The organism is Rhizobium sp. A37_96 (assembly GCF_053521765.1).
The window spans coordinates 859,863-876,566 of sequence record NZ_JBNWDS010000001.1 but is presented as its reverse complement, the minus strand read 5'-3'; the positions used below and the strand labels follow the sequence as shown (position 1 = coordinate 876,566).

Genomic DNA, 16,704 nt, shown 5'->3' with positions numbered 1-16,704 from the left:
TTCCGTTCGGAATGCGTAAACGCTTTAAAGCGTGTCGTCGTTCGAGGGTCTACCGACGCTTGTATAGGCAAATCCGTGCTTTGTGACCTCGTCGTGGCGATAGATATTTCTGAGGTCGACGAGCACCGGCGCCTTCATGATGGATCTGAGCCGGTCGAAGTCCAGGGCGCGGAACTGGTTCCATTCCGTCACGATGACGATCGCGTCGGCGTCGCGTGCGGCGCCATAGGCGTCTTCGGCATAGGCGATATGGTCGATGACCTGGCGGGCATTGTTCATGCCTTCGGGATCGTAGCCCGTCACGGTGGCGCCGGCATCCAGAAGCGTCTGGATGATCGAGATCGCCGGGCTGTCGCGCATGTCGTCGGTGTTCGGCTTGAAGGTCAACCCGAGGACTGCGATCGCCTTGCCCCTGATGTCGCCGCCCATGGCCGCGATCACCTTGCGGCCCATGGCGCGCTTGCGGTTGTCGTTGATGGAAACCGTCGTCTCGATGAGGCGCACGGGGCTGTCGTAGTCCTGGGCGGTCTTTGCCAGCGCCAGCGTGTCCTTCGGGAAGCAGGAGCCGCCATAGCCCGGGCCGGCATGCAGGAATTTCGAGCCGATGCGGCCGTCAAGGCCGATGCCGCGCGAGACTTCCTGCACATTGGCGCCCACCTTCTCGCACAGATCGGCCATTTCGTTGATGAAGGTGATCTTCATGGCCAGGAAGGCGTTGGCGGCATATTTGATCAGCTCGGACGTGCGGCGGGAGGTGAAGAGCAGCGGCGCCTGGTTGAGGTAGAGCGGCCGGTAGACTTCGGTCATGACCGAGCGGGCGCGCTCGTCGTTGAGGCCGATGACGATGCGGTCCGGCCGCTTGAAGTCCTCGATGGCGGCGCCTTCGCGCAGGAATTCCGGGTTGGAGACGACGGCGACGTCGGCATCCGGATTGGTTTCGCGCACGATGCGCTCGACCTCGTCGCCGGTTCCAACAGGCACGGTCGATTTGGTGACGATGACGGTGAAGCCGTTGACATGCTGGGCGATCTCGCGGGCGGCGGCATAGACATAGGAAAGATCGGCATGGCCGTCGCCGCGCCGTGAAGGCGTGCCGACCGCGATGAAGACGACGTCGCTGGCGGCAACGCTTTCCGCCACTTCGGTCGCAAACGAGAGACGGCCGGCGCGGACATTGTCGGCGACGAGCTGCTCCAGGCCCGGTTCGAAGATCGGAATCTCGCCCCGGCGCAACGCCTCGATCTTGCTGGCGTCCTTGTCGACGCAGATGACGTCATGGCCGAAATCGGCAAAGCAAACGCCCGACACGAGCCCCACATAACCCGAGCCGATCATCGTGATGCGCATGAAACTTCAATCCTCTTGCTGGGCCGGCCTTCTGCCCCGAAGCAAAGCCGACGTTGCGATCGACTGCGCTTATACACAGGATCGCCAGTGACGCCTATATGCGATGCTCGTGCGTGGCGATTTGCGACAGAAGTGTCACAATGGGCTGCTTGCATTCTCGCCGCTCTATTGATGCAACTCCCTTTCTTTCCAAGTGAAACGAAGCCTTTGTACTTTAAGCTTATCATTGCCTATTGCTTGTGATTGGCATCATGTTACCGCATGATGGACCGGGCATAATCGTTCCGCGGGGAACGGGTATCGAGTGGGCGGTTCGGGACTTTTGCATGAAATCGATTTTTGCCGTGCGTAAAATGCGAGCCGGCGAGTTGGAACTCGCTCTGGAGTGGGCTCGGCAAGAGGGCTGGAACCCTGGGGTGGACGACGCCCCGGCATTCTGGGAGGCAGATCCGTCCGGTTTTCTCGTCGGCGCGATCGGCGAGGTGCCGGTTGGCTGCATTTCCGTCGTCCGCTATGGCGAGACCTTCGCGTTTCTGGGCCTTTACATGCTTCACCCCGAATTTCGCGGCAGGGGATACGGCAAACAGCTCTGGAACAAGGGCATGGCGCTCGCCGGAAATCGCACCGTCGGCCTGGACGGCGTGGTCGCGCAGCAGGAAAACTACCGCCGGCATGGCTTCGAGGCCGCGTATCGAACGGTGCGCTACGGCGGCGTCCCGCAGGCGCTCGATGTGGACGAGCAACAGGCCAGGCAAGTCGTGGCGGTGACGGACGGCAAGCTTGACGGACTGCTGCACTACGATGCCGAAATTTTCCCCGGCTTGCGTTTTTCCTTCATCAAAGCCTGGTGCGGCGCTCCCCACAGGCGCAAGTCCTTCATTGTCGGCGGCGGCAGCAGGGTTCGCGGCTTCGGCACGATCCGGCGCTGTTTCGAGGGCTACAAGATCGGTCCGTTGTTTGCCAACAAGCCGGAGATCGCGCGAGCCCTGTTGAGCAGGCTGCTCGCCGAGGCCAAGGGAGCTCCCGTCTATCTGGATGTGCCGGTGGACAATGCGCAGGCCGTCAGGCTTGCCGAAGATTGCGGCTTGTCTCCCGTGTTCGAGACGACGCGCATGTATCGCGGCAAGGCGCCGGAAACACCCCTTGATCGCGTTTTTGGCGTCACGACGCTCGAGCTCGGCTAGCCGCATCGCTCCCGCGCCATGCGGGAAACGAAGCGCCGACATTAACCTTAACAAACGATTAATTGCCGTATCGGGACCTTAATCAACCCTAACGGGCTGCATATTCGGCCCGGTCATTATATAGACGGTCCGGGGGCGCCAAGGGGTAATTGAACAATGATTGTTCATTTCCGTATTGGAGTCGGCAATGCATGTCATGGAAAGTATTAACCGGCAGACCTGGCGTAATCCCTGGGCCTTGCGCGACTACCGCCGCAGCAGCGGCTATCTTAACGAAGGCGAGCGCGCGGCTTTTGCCATCGGTGCTCCACGGACAGGCAGGGGGCGTGTCCTGGATATCGGTGTCGGCGGCGGCCGCACCGCGCAGCTCTTGCGCGATGTTGCAAGCGACTACATCGGTGTCGACTACACGCCGGAAATGGTCGAGCTGTGCCGGAAGAACCATCCGGATCTGCGCTTCGAGCACATGGATGCGCGCGATCTGTCGGCTTTTCCGGACGGCAGCTTCGATCTGATCGTCTTCAGCTATAACGGTATCGATTCCGTCGATGCCGCAGGGCGGCTTGCCGTCATGCGCGAAGCGGCACGGGTGCTTGCCTCGGGCGGCGCCTTCGTGTTTTCGACATTCCACCGCGGCTGGCGCGGCTTCGAGCATCGCATCGACTATCGCCGGCTGGAATGGACCTCCAATCCGGTGCGGCTCGGCCTGCGGACCCTGCGTTATGTCGAGGGGCGTATTTCCGGGACATTGCGGCAACGCCGGCTGAGGCCGCTCGAACAGCGCGACGGCGAACATGCCATCATGCTGCATGGCGCACATGATTTCGGTGTCATGGTCTATGCGACGACGCCGGCGCAGGTTCGATCGCAACTGGCGGAGGCGGGTTTTGCCATGCCGGCGCTGGTGCTCGATCTGGATGGAAAGCCGATCGGCGCGGCAGCGTCGGCCGAGCACGAGTATTTCCATGTCGTCGCACACAAGCCGGGCCTTTGACGGGCGAAGGCTGCCGACCCGATGGGGCTATTCGTGGCCGCCGTCCGGCCGGTAGCCGGGAAAAATCCTGTTGGAGGTGCTGATTCGTCATGCAAAAAGCCGAATCTCCTGAGACAACAGGGTCGCTTTCCCAAAAACAAAGCTTTATAGATGCGCGGGTTTGAGCAAGGCGCGCCTCCGCGCGCAGGAAGCGGGAATGGATAAATGACGAACGTTGTAGTGATCGGCTCGCAGTGGGGCGACGAAGGCAAGGGCAAGATTGTCGATTGGCTTTCGGAACGCGCCGATGTGATTGTACGCTTTCAAGGCGGTCATAATGCCGGTCATACGCTCGTCGTCGATGGTGTCAGCTACAAGCTCGCGCTGCTGCCCTCCGGGCTCGTGCGCGGCAAGCTCAGCGTCATCGGCAACGGCGTTGTCGTCGATCCCCACCACTTCGTCGCCGAAGTGGAAAAGCTGCGCGCCCAGGGCATCGCGGTCACGCCCGACGTTCTGCGCGTTGCCGAGAACGCGCCGCTGATCCTGTCGCTGCACCGCGATCTGGATGCCTTGCGCGAAGATGCGGCTTCCAACAGCGGCACGAAGATCGGCACGACGCGCCGCGGCATCGGTCCGGCTTATGAAGACAAGGTCGGCCGCCGCGCCATTCGCGTCGTCGACCTTACCGAGCCGGAAACGCTGCCGGCCAAGATCGACCGTCTCCTGACCCATCACAACGCCCTGCGTCGCGGCATGGGTCTCGACGAGATTTCCTTCGATACCCTGCATACCGAGCTGACCTCGGTTGCGGAGCATATTCTCCCCTACATCGATCAGGTCTGGCGGCTGCTCGACGAGCAGCGCAAGGCGGGCGCCCGAATCCTTTTCGAAGGCGCGCAGGGCGCGCTGCTGGACAACGACCACGGCACCTATCCGTTCGTGACCTCGTCCAACACGGTTGCCGGCCAGGCCGCCGCCGGCTCGGGCCTCGGTCCGACGGCGCTCGGCTACGTGCTCGGCATCACCAAGGCCTATACGACTCGCGTCGGCGAGGGACCGTTCCCCTGCGAGCTGCACGACGAGATCGGCAAGCACCTGTCGACGGTTGGCCGCGAAGTCGGCGTCAACACCGGCCGTCCGCGCCGTTGCGGCTGGTTCGACGCGGTGCTGGTGCGCCAGACCGTGAAGACTTCGGGCATCACCGGGATCGCGCTCACGAAACTCGATGTGCTCGATGGCCTTGACGAGTTGAAGATCTGCGTCGGCTACAAGCTCGACGGCAAGGAAATCGATTATCTGCCCGCGAGCCAGGCAGCGCAGGCCCGCGTCGAGCCGATTTACATCACGCTCGAAGGCTGGAAGGAATCCACCGTCGGCGCCCGCAAATGGGCCGATCTGCCTGCCCAGGCGATCAAATATGTCCGGCAGGTGGAAGAGCTGATCGGCGCTCCTGTGGCGATGCTTTCGACCAGCCCGGAGCGCGAGGACACCATACTTGTGACTGACCCTTTTGAGGGCTAAAGTTGCGAACCTATGACGAATCCCGGCCCGGCTGCGCGCCGGGCATCATGAGAAAGTGCTGATGGCGGATTTTGTAGCAGTTATTCGACGGGCCGTTGACGGCCTGACGGACAATACTCCCGAGATGCGGGTCAAGGTTTACGATCGAGCTCGTGGTGCCGTGCAGCGGCAGCTCGAGAGCATGAAGCCGCGCCCGCCCGAGGAAATGCTGCGCCGCCAGCTCGACAAGCTTGAGGCTGCGATCGTCGAGGTCGAGGCCGAGCATGCCGAGGCCTTGCCCGATGGTGAAGAGCAGTCGGTTGCCGAAGCGTCGGTTGTGTATGAGGAGATCGCTCCCGAACCCGTCGCGGAGCATCGTGCGGCGCACGCCGAGCCCCATGCGGAAGAGCCTGCGGCCGTTCCTGCCGAGGCTCATGTCCATGAAGAGCCGAGGGTTTCCGAGCCTGTTCACGAGGAACCCGCCTACGAAGAGCCGGCCGCACATGTCGAACATGTGCAGGAGCACCAGCCCGTAGAGGAATGGAGCGAACCGCATCGCGAGGAGGAGCCCTATGCTCCGGCCGCCGCGCATGCCGGCGTGGAGCACCATGCCGAGGTTCCCGCTGAGCCGACCCCGGAACCGGTCTATCACGACGAGCCGCAGCATCATGTGGAAGAGGCGCCGGCTGTTGCCGTGGAGCCTGTTCACGCTGCGCCTGCGACGCCCGTGCAGGCAACGCCGGTCGATGATGTCATAAGCCAGGTCGAGCAGATCTGGGCGGAGGTCGATGCGCCGGTTCGTCAGTCTGCGCCGGAGCCGGTAGTCTCGCCTCCGAGCGAGCCCGTCATGCCGGCCGCGGCTTTTGCGGAAGCGCCTTTCGGGCAGCCGGTAGGGTCGCCCGAGGCCGTCAAGGCACCAGCCGGCAACAAGGGCTTCGCCTGGGATGCTGATGTCTTCGAAGAGTTGGAGCCAGTCCCGCCGGTTTCCAAGCCGACCCAGCAGCCGGCGCGGCAGATGCCGGAAAACGCCTTTGACGACGTCGATCTCTTTGCGGACGTGCATTCGCCCCGCAAGACGGCATCCGATGCCGATGCTGCCAATGACGGCTGGCGCGAGCTCAAGGAGCTTGCCGGTTTCGACAAGCGCGCGGAAGACGACCGGGGCAGTGGTCCCTCCGTCCCGCCCGATCTCGACCAAAGCATGGCGGCGAAGCTGCAGGGCCGAAGCTTCCGCATGGAGCCGAAGCGTCGTCGCATCAATGCCACCGGCATCATCGTCACGCTCGTCGGCCTTGCGGTCGTCGGTGGCGGTGGTTACGCAGCCTGGCTGAACCGCGATGCGCTCAACAACATGGTGACGAAGCTCGTCAGCTCGGCGCCGAAGAATGCGGCAGCGCCCGCGACGTCGGATGCAGCGGCAAACAGCAGTCCCGCGAACAACGACACCCCCGCTGCAGCGCCTGCCGCCCAGCAGCAGCAAGCAGCCATACCTCCGCAAAACAACACGGCAGCTCAGAAGCCACCGGCTGCCGGCAATACGGATGTCGCCGCGTTAAGCGATCCGAATACGGTCAATACGAAGTTCACGCAGCGTCTTCTGGCCAATGGCACCGAAGAGGACGAGGGTCCGGCTCCGAACGGTCAGCCGGGCGTTGCCGAAGGCAAATCCGTTGCGGAACAGAATGTCGCTGCCGCGGCACCGTCTGCAACGACAACGCCGCCGCCCGCCGCTGCCGATGCCGGCGCTGCTCAGACGCAGGCGCCTGCGGCTGCTGCCGCTACGCCGGCTACACCGTCCGCCGCGACGGACCAGCAGGCACCTGCCGCCGACCAGCAGCAGCAAGCATCCGCCAATCAACCGCCGCCGGTTACGCAACAGACGGCACCGGCTACGGACGGGCAGAAGGTTTTTCTCTATGAAGAGCGTCTTGGTCAGACCTCGCCTTCGGCCTTCCAGGGTACGGTCACCTGGTCCGTTCAGGAAGGCAAGGGTGCCGATGGCCGGCCGGAACCTTCGGTGCAGGGCCTCATCACCGTTCCGGATCGCGGTTTGACCGCTACCATCACCGTTTCGCGGAACTCGGATTCCTCGCTGCCGGCTAGCCATCTGATCGAGCTGGCCTTCCAGGTGCCGCCGTCATTCGAAGGCGGAGCGATCGACAATGTCCAGCGCGTTGCATTGAAGGCGACCGAGCAGGATCGCGGCGATGCGCTGATTGCCGTGCCCGCGAAAGTCACCGACGATGTCTACATGGTCGCGCTGAACGATTTCCCGGACGCGCGCAAGACCAACCTCGACCTTCTGAAGAATCGCAACTGGATCGATATTCCGGTCGTCTATCGCAATGGCCGTCGCGCCCTGCTGACGATGGAGAAGGGTCCGACCGGCACCGATGCCTTCAACAAGGCAATCTCGGAATGGCAAGCGCTCGGCGGCGTAGCCTCGAGCGGTCAATAATCCTTCCGGCATCGATGAACATGGAAAAGGCGGGCTTTTGGCCCGCCTTTCTTTTATCCGTCAAGACCTTCGAAGTCGGAGGCGTTACGCTGTCGCTTCGACGACGCGGAGCGCCTTGGCGCGCTCCAGCGCATCCTTCTGCACGGCTTCCTGGACCTTTTCGAAGGCGCGAACCTCGATCTGGCGCACACGTTCGCGGCTGATGTCGAATTCAGCCGAGAGGTCTTCCAGCGTTACCGGCTCATCGGAGAGGCGACGTGCCTCGAAGATGCGGCGCTCACGATCGTTCAGAACGCCCATGGCGCGCGCCAGCATGCGACGGCGCGTCTCAAGTTCGTCCTGCTCGATCAGCACGTCTTCCTGGCTGTCGTGATCGTCAACCAGCCAATCCTGCCACTGGCCGGAATCGCCTTCGGAAGCCTTGATCGGCGCATTCAGCGAAGCGTCGCCCGAGAGGCGGCGGTTCATCGAAACGACTTCCTCCTCGGAGACCTTCAGCTTGGTCGCGATCTCGGTAACATGCTCCGGCTTCAGATCGCCGTCGTCGATGGCCTGGATACGGCCCTTCAGACGGCGCAGGTTGAAGAACAGGCGCTTCTGGTTGGCAGTCGTGCCCATCTTCACCAGCGACCACGAGCGCAGGATATATTCCTGGATCGAGGCCTTGATCCACCACATGGCATAGGTTGCCAGGCGGAAACCGCGTTCCGGGTCAAACTTCTTCACGGCCTGCATCAGGCCGACATTGCCTTCCGAAACGACTTCGCCGATCGGCAGGCCATAGCCGCGATAGCCCATGGCGATCTTCGCCACGAGACGCAGGTGACTGGTGACGAGCCTGTGCGCGGCCTGGCGGTCGGCATGTTCCGCATAGCGCTTGGCGAGCATGTACTCTTCCTGCGGTTCCAGCATCGGGAACTTGCGGATCTCGTCCAGATAACGATTGAGGCCGGCTTCTCCGGCGGCAATGGATGGTAAGGTATTACGGGCCATGATTGTGCACCCTCCTATTCGAGATTTGGTTCCTCCTGGGGGCGTATTTTGCGCGCCTTCTGCGAAGCGGACCAAGGCGTGCGGGTCCGGGGACCCCGCACTGAACCAATGTAAAGATAAGTACGGCGAAACGGTGATTCAAGGATGTGGTCACGCAAGTGTTATACCAGCGTGACCATAGGCCCCGCCGTGATATTGCCCTTGGGATTATCCTCCCGAATGCTCCCGCGCCGGATGATAAATTCGTGTCTGCCTCCAAAACGCGGTCGCGTTTTCGGCAAGCACAGGCGCTCGGACTTCGGTCCTTCATGTCTGCTATTATAGGGCGGCAAGGGACAGGCGTCCAGTCTGGCGACTGCCAAGCCTGTCGCTCATCCCCGCAGCGCCGCCGCCAACTCTTCCATGTCATCGGGCAAGGGTGCCTCGAAATGCATGACCTCGCCGGTGCGCGGGTGTTCGAACTGCAGCATGTAGGCATGCAGGGCCTGACGCGTGAAGCGGCCGACGACTGCCCTGGCTGCTTCCGGCAGAAGGTTGGCCTTGGTCTTGAAGCCGCCGCCATAGACGGCGTCGCCGAGCAACGGGTGGCCGATATGGGCCATATGCACGCGGATCTGGTGCGTGCGGCCGGTTTCCAGATGGCAGTCGATCAGCGAAGCGAGGGCGGTCGCGTCCGGCGTTTCGAGAAAGCGCTCGAGCACCTCGTAATGCGTGATGGCCTCATCGGCATCCTGCGAATCCGGGCGCTTGACGGCACGGCGCGTGCGGTCACTGCTCGACCGGCCGAGAGGGGCGTCGATGGTGCCGACGAGCTGACGGGGCCGTCCCCAGACGATGGCCTGATAGGCGCGCTCCAGCGATGTCGTCCTGCCGTGATCGGCAAACTGCTGGGATAGATGCCGGTGAGCGACGTCATTCTTGGCGACGACCATCACGCCTGTCGTATCCTTGTCCAGCCGGTGCACGATGCCGGGGCGGCGGACGCCGCCGATACCGGAAAGGCTGGCGCCGCAATGGTGGATCAGCGCATTGACCAATGTCCCCGTCCAGTTGCCCGCGGCGGGATGAACGACCAGCCCGGCGGGCTTGGAGATGACGATGACGTCATCGTCCTCATAGAGCACGTCGAGCGGGATATCCTCGCCCTGCGGCGTCGGGTCCTCCGGCTCGGGCATCGTGATCTCGTAGACGTCGCCGGGGCGCACCTTGCGTTTTGCATCCGTTACCGGCGTGCCCTTGAGCGAAACCGCGCCCTCCTTGATCAGCGCCTGCACGCGACTGCGGGAGAATTCCTCGCCGATCTCGGCCGTCAGCCATGAATCGAGCCGTCCTTCGGCACTTTCATCGGCGGTAAGGACTTTTCTATTGCTCGCGGCTTCTTTAAAGGGGTCGCTCAAACGTATTTCTCCGGCGCACAAAGCGCTCTACTGGAAGCAAGGACGCATCGATGACGAATCTCGAGCCAGACGATCAAGAGGAAAAGCCCCTCGATCCGGCCCTGGAGAAAGTCCGACGCAAGATGATCCGCCTGCAGATAGTCTCCGCGGCCGTCATGGTGGTGAGCCTTATGGCTGTCTTCGGCGCCGTTGTCTACAAGACGATGAAGCCATCGGCGAAGCCCGCGGGGCAGGCGGCGTCCGGCATCCCCTCCGATGCCCCCGTTGCCGTGACGGCTATGCTGCCGGCGGGCTTCACCGTCCAGTCCACGGCGCTGTCGGGCAATCAGGTGCTGTTCTACGGCACGCTTGCCGGCGGCCAGCGCCAGGCCATCGTCTTCGACTACGGTATCGGCCGCATCGTGGCGACCATATCGCTGTCCAACTGACGGCCGCATGATGACGAGCGAGCGGCTCATCGAGATCACACGTCCCGACGATCCGCGCATCGCCGAGTTCCGCGATATCCGCGAACGCGACCTCACCGGCCGCGAGAGCCGCTTCATTGCGGAAGGCACGGTCGTATTGCGGCTTCTCGCCGGAGCGCACGAGGCGGGCGGCGATTTCGTCGCGGAGAAAGTGCTGCTGCTCAAAAATCGCGTCGCCGGGCTAGCTGACATCATCGACAGCTTTCCGGCCGACGTCCCGATCTACGCCGCGGAGGCCGAGGTGCTGGACGGCATCGTCGGCTTTCACCTGCATCGGGGTGTCCTGGCCTTGGGGCGCAGAACCGAGGAAGGCGGGATGAACGCCTTTCTCGACCAGCTTGCGAAACAGGCGCTCGTCCTTGTCGGCTGCGGCATTTCAAATCACGACAACATGGGCTCCATGTTTCGCAATGCCGCGGCCTTCGGTGCGGATGCGGTGCTGCTGGACGAGAGCTGCTGCGATCCGCTCTATCGAAAGGCGCTGCGGGTTTCGGTCGGCTCGATTCTCACGGTGCCCTATCGTCGCCAATTGAGCGGCGTCGAACTGCTTACGGCGCTTGCCGAGCGCGGCTTTGCGATCTGGAGCCTGTCGCCACGAGGGGCCGTCGATCTTCGCGAGATCCCGACCTCGGAGCGCATGGCGCTTGTGGTCGGCACGGAAGGCGATGGGCTGCCGCCAAGTATTCTCGCCGCCTTCAGCAGCGTGCGGATTCCACAGGCACCAGGGCTGGATAGCCTGAATGTCGCGACGGCGAGTGGCATCGCTCTTTTCGAGATGGCTGCCAGGAACCGACGAATCTAACGCAATTCCAGGAAAAGTGTCTTGCGGTTTTCCGTCCGGAACTGCGCAAAAACGAAAGGATAGAGCGTTTTCGCGATTCGAAGAGAGGCGGAAAGGCTCCAGGCACTTCCGGCTCGGTCTGTCCAAGGCATGTCACGCAAAAGCGTGCAGCGGTTTTATGAAAACGACATGTTTGAAATCCAAGACCCGAAGCGCAAGAAGCGGATCTGAAAAATCGCGATGCGCTTCAGGGGTGCTTTTGCAGCATCGCTGCCACGCGATCGGCAAGGCTGGCGCGTGCGCCCGGGTCGAGGGGATCTCGATCCTTCGGCAGAAGATCGAATATCGGGGAGCTGTCACCTTCCTTGAGCGCCGTCAGCGCCACCATATTGGCGGCAATCTTGGCAATTTCCTCGCGCATCGCATTGTCGTGCGCCGGCGAGCGGGCTTTCAGCAAGCGGTCGGATAGGGCGGCAGCCCGATTGCGAACCTCTTCCGTCATTTGGGCGATCTCGTCTTCCACTGTTCGTTCCGGTTCCGCCGTTTGCGGCTGTTCCGTCATCTTCGCCTGCTCGTCGGCCGTGCCGGCGATCATGGATGCGGCGGAGAGCTTCGGCATCTTTGCCGGCTTCTTCGGCGATGCGAGGCCGGCGGCTCGCAACGCCTTGCCGGCTTCCCTCGATTCCCTGACGGCCGCCTCGAGCCGCTCTCTGAGGCGAATGACATCCTGAGCATGGCGTTCGATCGCCGTTTCCTTGTCGGCATTGCCGGCGATCTCGCGATCGAGGCGCTCCTCGAGCCTTTTGCTCTTGTCACTTTCCTGGCGCAGCGACTGTTCGGCATCCGCCGCGCGCTGGCTCACCGCGCTTAGATCCTGACGCAATGCATCACGTTCGTCCCGCAAGGTGTTGATGCGCAGTTTCAGGCTCTCGATCTCGGTTTCGCGGGTTGCGAGGTCGATCTTCAGATTGTCCGCGTCGGCGCCCATCTTCGTCATCCGCTTGCGCAGCCCGTCGATATCAGCCTCCTTTTCGGCGCTGGCCTGTTCGGCGGTATGGATGCTCGATTTGAGCTGGCTGATGTAGCTTTCTTCCTGGCGCAGTCGCGAGCGCAGCTCGCCCGCTTCCACCTCCAGATCGTCGATGCGCGTCTGCAGCTCGGTGCCCCCGGCAGAGAGACGGCTGGCTTCCTGCTGAAGTTTGCCGTTATGGATCTGCAGCGCGACGGTCTTGTCGCGTTCCTGTGTCAGGGCATGCTCGGTGCGGGCGTTTTCGGCCGCGAAGAGGGCGCGGGCCATGTCTTTCTGCGCGCGCACTTCCTGCGGGCTCAACGGCATCGTCGCTCGCATGCGCTTTTCGGTGAACCAGACGATGCGGCGATGGATTGCCGGCGCGATGAGGAAGACCAGAAGAGCGGCCGTCAGAAAGCCCAATCCGAACAAGAGAGCATATTGAATCACGACGCGGCCAGTATCCTGGAGTTATGTTCGATCTCGATAAAATGATTAATCATGGGTTAGCCATGCGGGCAAGCGTTTAAGGCGGATATGGTTTATCGGCTCGAGACGGGTTCTGGTGAAAGAAAAGGCCCGCAATGCAAGCGGGCCAAGGCGTGTGCTGCCTGGGAGATGTTGTGGCGGAAAGGCTCAGAAAGGATTCCAGGTGGGATTCGGCGTGACCTTCAGGTAGCCCAGATTGACGCCGAGACGAGCGCCGAGCCCGGTGCGGATCGGGACAAGCACGATGTTGTTGTTCTTGAGGACGGTCATGCCGAAGCCGGCGACCACGAATGCCTGGCCGCTGACGCCGCCGAAGCGGGTATAGACGCTGTCGATGCTCGGCAGATCGTAGACCAGCATCATGACGCGGGTGCCCTGGCCGCCGTAGTCGAGGCCGAGCGAGGGGCCCTGCCAGTAAAGCGGGTGCTCGCCGGCGTTCTTGGTGTTGAGCTGGCCCTCGCCGTAGGTCAGGCCCGCGAGGAAGGCGCCGGAGCCTTCCTGGCCAAGGATGTAGCCGTTCGGCAGGCCGTACTGCTGGAAGGCCCGCTCTATCACCTTGGCAAGACCGCCGCTGGTGGAGCCGAAAAAGGAATGACCGGCATCGACGATTTCCTGCGCCGAATATTGATTGGTGGGCGCGGCGGAGGCCTGACGGACCGGTAGCGCGAAGCTCACGAATGCGACAATGGCCAGGATCAGGCCTAGGCCGAGCGTCCTGGTGCCGGGATTTGGCATTCTCTTCAGGAATTCATAGCGCATGAAATCATCCGTTCATCATGGTCGGTGCGACGGGGGCGGACGAGCAACGCATTCGACCGAATGCGCACGCATGGTTCGCCCCCATTCTCAGACCATTCCGCCCATCCATCGCAGGACGATTCGCGTGCGAAAAAGTCTGATGGCAATGAATGCATTTTGCGTCGATGGTCTTAATAATCGGTTTACCAAATATGGTGTCATTATGGCGCGCGGTACACTGGCTGCGACAACCCTCGGGCAACCTTACCGTGGCAACGTGGACTTTACTGCGTTTTGCCTTGCCAGCATTCAGGAGACAATGAATGTCGAAGAATCCAAATCTCACTCTGACCGGACCTGATCTGGCCGCGCTGCTTTGCAGCCGCGTTTGCCATGATGTGATCTCGCCGGTCGGGGCGATCAACAATGGTCTGGAGCTGCTCGACGAGGGTGGTGCCGATGCCGACGCGATGGACCTGATCCGCACGAGCGCGCTCAACGCCTCCGTCCGCCTGAAATTCGCGCGCCTTGCCTTCGGCGCCTCCGGCTCGGTCGGCGCCTCGATCGACACAGGCGAAGCAGAGCGGGCAGCCAAGGATTTCGCCGCCGCCGAGAAGAAGACCGAGGTCAACTGGATCGGCCCGCGCGCCATTATCGCGAAGAACCGCGTCAAGCTGCTGCTCAATCTCTTTCTCGTTGCCTATGGCGCCATCCCACGCGGCGGCGTTCTCGACGTGACGCTGGAAAATCCCGAATTCGACGCGAAGTTTACGCTGACCGCCAAGGGGCGCTTGATGCGCATACCGCCGAAGTTCGCCGAGATCTGCTCCGGCACGCTGGAAGAGGCCGTCGACGCCCATTCGATCCAGCCTTACTATACGGTTCTTCTGGCTGACGAGAGCGGTATGGAGCTTTCCTACAATGCGACGCCGGAGGAATTGACCTTCGTGGCGACCATGGCCGCTCAATAACGGATCGGTTCACGCGCATCCTTCGCCCGCGGCCCCGAATCGGCCGCGGGCTTATTTTTTCGTGTATTGAGAATTTTGTGCAATCTCGGAGTTGTCCGCGCAATTGATAATGTAGCGGTAACGAATCCTTAGCTTGCTGCTCCTATCGTCTCAATTTGAAGCCGCCGTTCGGACAATGGTGGCTGATGCCAGGGAGCTCACACATGCAGCGGTTCATGATAACGGATAGTTCGGATGTCGTACGGAAGGTCGGCAAACGAATCCTGTCCGAGCTGGATTTTCTCGTGAGCGAAGCCGGGGATGCGCGCGAGGCGCTGACGCGCTGCCAGGCGGAAATCCCGGACTACCTGATCGTCGATGCCGGCATGGAAGGCGCGCTCGATCTCATCGCCAGCATTCGCGCCATGCCGAACGGCAAGGATGTAAAGATCTATTACTGCGTGGTCGAGGCCGACCTTCGCAAGCTGATGGCCGGAAAACGCGCGGGCGCTTCGGATTTTCTGCTGAAGCCCTTCGATCGCAAGATCCTGACGGCCATATTCGGCAATCGTGCCGCAGCCGCCTGATTTCAACGAAAACAGAGATGCCGCGATGGCCGCCCCTTAGAGGCGGCCATTATTTTTTTGTTCTCTTTTGGAGCGCCAATAAAAAATCCCGCCTGACGAGACGGGATTTTTTAATTTCGGCGGATATGGCGGGGAGGGGTATCAGGCGCTTTCGGCGAAATCGCTGCTGTCGGGCTCGCGCAGCACATAGCCGCGTCCCCAAACGGTTTCGATGTAGTTGGCGCCGCCGGCGGCATTGGCCAGCTTCTTGCGGAGCTTGCAGATGAAGACGTCGATGATCTTCAGCTCCGGCTCATCCATTCCGCCATAAAGGTGGTTGAGGAACATTTCCTTGGTGAGGGTCGTGCCCTTGCGCAGCGAGAGCAGCTCCAGCATCTGATATTCCTTGCCGGTCAGATGCACGCGCTGGCCACCGACTTCAACGGTCTTGGCGTCGAGGTTGACGATGAGCTCGCCGGTCATGATCACCGACTGGGCGTGGCCCTTGGAACGGCGGACGATGGCGTGAATGCGGGCGACCAGCTCATCCTTGTGGAAAGGCTTGGTCATGTAGTCGTCGGCGCCGAAGCCGAGGCCGCGAACCTTGTCCTCGATGCCGGCCATGCCGGAGAGGATGAGGATCGGCGTCTTGACCTTCGAAAGGCGCAGCGTGCGCAGCACTTCGTAGCCGGACATATCGGGAAGGTTGAGATCGAGAAGGATGATGTCGTAGTCGTAGAGCTTTCCGAGATCGACGCCTTCTTCACCGAGATCGGTGGTATAAACGTTGAAACTCTCGGATTTGAGCATCAGCTCGATGCTCTGCGCTGTCGCGCTATCGTCTTCAATGAGTAGAACCCGCATAATTGTCCCCTTTACCGCCGCCGAAAGGTCGTCAGCCCCCTGAACGCGATACCGATCAAATCACTGCTTGATTTGGAAGCTGCCATGCAATGGTTAACAAATTCTGATTCACTCTGGCAAGTCGTATCGAATTTATTAAATAATTTTTCCATTGCACTGTTTTCCAACGACAATCAGTAAAATCGTCTCCTAAAGTATCGCATTAAGAACCTACGCCAAGTGATTCACCTGACTCACCAATGTCGACATGTCGAATTTCGACCACAACATTTACTGAGCCTTAAATCATTGCGCCTATCATTAACGATGCCCGTAAACGAAAGGTTACCAGCGGTAGGCTTTTATTAAGATCGCTGGAAATTTTTTTAACCAAGCCGTGTCAAAGCGGTTCGGCGGGCGGGAATATCGAGAGCCGGGGTCTCGCATCACGGGAGTAATGCGTATGAAGTCACGTGAGAGCCTTGTTCGCCTGAAAGAGTTTCAGGTGAACGAAAAACGCCGTCAGTTGCAGCAACTGCAGATGATGATGGCGGAATTTGACCGCATGACGAAGGAACTGGAAAGCCAGATCGTGCTGGAAGAGAAGAAGTCCGGCATTTCCGATCCGGGCCACTTTGCTTACCCGACCTTTGCCAAGGCCGCCCGCCAGCGTGCGGACAACCTGCAGGTGTCGATCCGTGAGCTGCAGGTTCAGGAAGAGGCGTTGGAAACGTCGCTTGAGGAAATGCAGGCGGAATATGCCAAGGCCGCTGCGCTCGAAGAGCGCGATGGTTCGGGTCCGGCGCGCGCACGCGCCTGAGTCGTCATTCCGTCGCCTTTTCGGATCAATCGCGTTCCGATACGGGGTCCATCTTCGGAATGCGAGCGATATGAAGAAAGGCGCATGAAAGCTGCGCATGACTGGCCGTGACGGGGCCGGCCATGCGCAGCTTTTGCATTTTTAAGATTAATCCGACCAAGCGGACGGATTAGGGTTCGGCAGACTCAT

At 61.3% G+C, this 16,704-nt stretch carries 15 protein-coding genes; 9 read left to right on the top strand and 6 right to left on the bottom strand.

The window, feature by feature from the left end; all coding sequences use genetic code 11:
* Nucleotides 1-24 precede the first annotated feature (24 nt).
* On the bottom strand, nt 25-1,347 hold the full coding sequence (locus tag ACQZ6J_RS04245; RefSeq protein WP_163986464.1) for a UDP-glucose dehydrogenase family protein: 1,323 nt from the start codon (nt 1,345-1,347) through the stop codon (nt 25-27).
* A gap of 326 nt (nt 1,348-1,673) precedes the next feature.
* On the opposite strand from ACQZ6J_RS04245, the gene ACQZ6J_RS04240 reads away from it, so the two are divergent.
* The 4 genes from ACQZ6J_RS04240 to ACQZ6J_RS04225 all read left to right on the top strand — a co-directional run bounded on the left by ACQZ6J_RS04240 (nt 1,674) and on the right by ACQZ6J_RS04225 (nt 7,462).
* On the top strand, nt 1,674-2,531 hold the full coding sequence (locus tag ACQZ6J_RS04240) for a GNAT family N-acetyltransferase (RefSeq protein ID WP_449082162.1): 858 nt from the start codon (nt 1,674-1,676) through the stop codon (nt 2,529-2,531).
* 196 nt (nt 2,532-2,727) lie between these two features.
* Nucleotides 2,728-3,525 carry a class I SAM-dependent methyltransferase gene (locus ACQZ6J_RS04235; RefSeq protein WP_246725732.1) on the top strand — a complete coding sequence of 266 codons (798 nt, stop codon included), beginning with the start codon at nt 2,728-2,730 and terminating at the stop codon, nt 3,523-3,525.
* Between the two features lie 204 nt (nt 3,526-3,729).
* Complete coding sequence (locus tag ACQZ6J_RS04230; RefSeq protein ID WP_449082159.1) at nt 3,730-5,025, top strand: adenylosuccinate synthase; 1,296 nt, start codon at nt 3,730-3,732, stop codon at nt 5,023-5,025.
* Nucleotides 5,026-5,086: 61 nt separating this feature from the next.
* On the top strand, nt 5,087-7,462 hold the full coding sequence (locus ACQZ6J_RS04225; protein ID WP_449082157.1) for a hypothetical protein: 2,376 nt from the start codon (nt 5,087-5,089) through the stop codon (nt 7,460-7,462).
* 84 nt (nt 7,463-7,546) lie between these two features.
* On the opposite strand, the gene rpoH is transcribed toward ACQZ6J_RS04225, so the two are convergent.
* Both rpoH and ACQZ6J_RS04215 read right to left on the bottom strand, forming a co-directional pair.
* The gene (rpoH, locus tag ACQZ6J_RS04220; protein WP_163986459.1) at nt 7,547-8,455 is read right to left on the bottom strand and encodes an RNA polymerase sigma factor RpoH; all 909 of its coding nucleotides are present in this window, start codon (nt 8,453-8,455) and stop codon (nt 7,547-7,549) included.
* A gap of 371 nt (nt 8,456-8,826) precedes the next feature.
* Complete coding sequence (locus ACQZ6J_RS04215; RefSeq protein WP_163986458.1) at nt 8,827-9,852, bottom strand: RluA family pseudouridine synthase; 1,026 nt, start codon at nt 9,850-9,852, stop codon at nt 8,827-8,829.
* Between the two features lie 50 nt (nt 9,853-9,902).
* On the opposite strand from ACQZ6J_RS04215, the gene ACQZ6J_RS04210 reads away from it, so the two are divergent.
* Both ACQZ6J_RS04210 and ACQZ6J_RS04205 read left to right on the top strand, forming a co-directional pair.
* Nucleotides 9,903-10,280, top strand: coding sequence for a hypothetical protein (locus ACQZ6J_RS04210; protein WP_449082154.1), 378 nt, complete (start codon nt 9,903-9,905; stop codon nt 10,278-10,280).
* Between the two features lie 10 nt (nt 10,281-10,290).
* Nucleotides 10,291-11,121: a TrmH family RNA methyltransferase gene (locus ACQZ6J_RS04205; protein ID WP_449082770.1), complete on the top strand. Its 831-nt coding sequence runs from the start codon at nt 10,291-10,293 to the stop codon at nt 11,119-11,121.
* A 226-nt stretch (nt 11,122-11,347) separates the two neighbouring features.
* On the opposite strand, the gene ACQZ6J_RS04200 is transcribed toward ACQZ6J_RS04205, so the two are convergent.
* Together ACQZ6J_RS04200 and ACQZ6J_RS04195 are read right to left on the bottom strand one after the other, a co-directional pair.
* On the bottom strand, nt 11,348-12,559 hold the full coding sequence (locus ACQZ6J_RS04200) for a hypothetical protein (RefSeq protein ID WP_449082152.1): 1,212 nt from the start codon (nt 12,557-12,559) through the stop codon (nt 11,348-11,350).
* A gap of 186 nt (nt 12,560-12,745) precedes the next feature.
* Nucleotides 12,746-13,357 carry a DUF1134 domain-containing protein gene (locus ACQZ6J_RS04195; protein WP_163986455.1) on the bottom strand — a complete coding sequence of 204 codons (612 nt, stop codon included), beginning with the start codon at nt 13,355-13,357 and terminating at the stop codon, nt 12,746-12,748.
* Nucleotides 13,358-13,659: 302 nt separating this feature from the next.
* Between ACQZ6J_RS04195 and chpT the strand changes: the two genes are divergently transcribed.
* Both chpT and ACQZ6J_RS04185 read left to right on the top strand, forming a co-directional pair.
* Nucleotides 13,660-14,307: a histidine phosphotransferase ChpT gene (gene chpT / locus ACQZ6J_RS04190; RefSeq protein ID WP_163986454.1), complete on the top strand. Its 648-nt coding sequence runs from the start codon at nt 13,660-13,662 to the stop codon at nt 14,305-14,307.
* 203 nt (nt 14,308-14,510) lie between these two features.
* On the top strand, nt 14,511-14,873 hold the full coding sequence (locus ACQZ6J_RS04185) for a response regulator (RefSeq protein WP_163986453.1): 363 nt from the start codon (nt 14,511-14,513) through the stop codon (nt 14,871-14,873).
* Nucleotides 14,874-15,014: 141 nt separating this feature from the next.
* Here ACQZ6J_RS04185 and ctrA read toward each other — a convergent pair whose 3' ends face one another.
* Nucleotides 15,015-15,716 (bottom strand): response regulator transcription factor CtrA, encoded by a 702-nt coding sequence (gene ctrA / locus ACQZ6J_RS04180; RefSeq protein ID WP_069611718.1) that lies wholly within the window; start codon nt 15,714-15,716, stop codon nt 15,015-15,017.
* Nucleotides 15,717-16,158: 442 nt separating this feature from the next.
* Between ctrA and ACQZ6J_RS04175 the strand changes: the two genes are divergently transcribed.
* Nucleotides 16,159-16,515: a flagellar export protein FliJ gene (locus tag ACQZ6J_RS04175; RefSeq protein ID WP_113356385.1), complete on the top strand. Its 357-nt coding sequence runs from the start codon at nt 16,159-16,161 to the stop codon at nt 16,513-16,515.
* The last annotated feature ends 189 nt before the right edge of the window (nt 16,516-16,704 follow it).

Excerpts from the sequence above, each read along its gene's own strand:
- ACQZ6J_RS04210 (WP_449082154.1), top strand. The coding sequence starts at position 9,903 with ATGACGAATCTCGAGCCAGACGATCAAGAGGAAAAGCCCCTCGATCCG.
- ACQZ6J_RS04205 (WP_449082770.1), top strand. The coding sequence starts at position 10,291 with ATGACGAGCGAGCGGCTCATCGAGATCACACGTCCCGACGATCCGCGC.
- ACQZ6J_RS04185 (WP_163986453.1), top strand. The coding sequence starts at position 14,511 with ATGCAGCGGTTCATGATAACGGATAGTTCGGATGTCGTACGGAAGGTC.
- rpoH (WP_163986459.1), bottom strand. The coding sequence starts at position 8,455 with ATGGCCCGTAATACCTTACCATCCATTGCCGCCGGAGAAGCCGGCCTC.
- ctrA (WP_069611718.1), bottom strand. The coding sequence starts at position 15,716 with ATGCGGGTTCTACTCATTGAAGACGATAGCGCGACAGCGCAGAGCATC.
- ACQZ6J_RS04225 (WP_449082157.1), top strand. The coding sequence starts at position 5,087 with ATGGCGGATTTTGTAGCAGTTATTCGACGGGCCGTTGACGGCCTGACG.
- ACQZ6J_RS04195 (WP_163986455.1), bottom strand. The coding sequence starts at position 13,357 with ATGCGCTATGAATTCCTGAAGAGAATGCCAAATCCCGGCACCAGGACG.
- ACQZ6J_RS04230 (WP_449082159.1), top strand. The coding sequence starts at position 3,730 with ATGACGAACGTTGTAGTGATCGGCTCGCAGTGGGGCGACGAAGGCAAG.
- chpT (WP_163986454.1), top strand. The coding sequence starts at position 13,660 with ATGTCGAAGAATCCAAATCTCACTCTGACCGGACCTGATCTGGCCGCG.
- ACQZ6J_RS04245 (WP_163986464.1), bottom strand. The coding sequence starts at position 1,347 with ATGCGCATCACGATGATCGGCTCGGGTTATGTGGGGCTCGTGTCGGGC.
- ACQZ6J_RS04240 (WP_449082162.1), top strand. The coding sequence starts at position 1,674 with ATGAAATCGATTTTTGCCGTGCGTAAAATGCGAGCCGGCGAGTTGGAA.
- ACQZ6J_RS04175 (WP_113356385.1), top strand. The coding sequence starts at position 16,159 with ATGAAGTCACGTGAGAGCCTTGTTCGCCTGAAAGAGTTTCAGGTGAAC.
- ACQZ6J_RS04235 (WP_246725732.1), top strand. The coding sequence starts at position 2,728 with ATGGAAAGTATTAACCGGCAGACCTGGCGTAATCCCTGGGCCTTGCGC.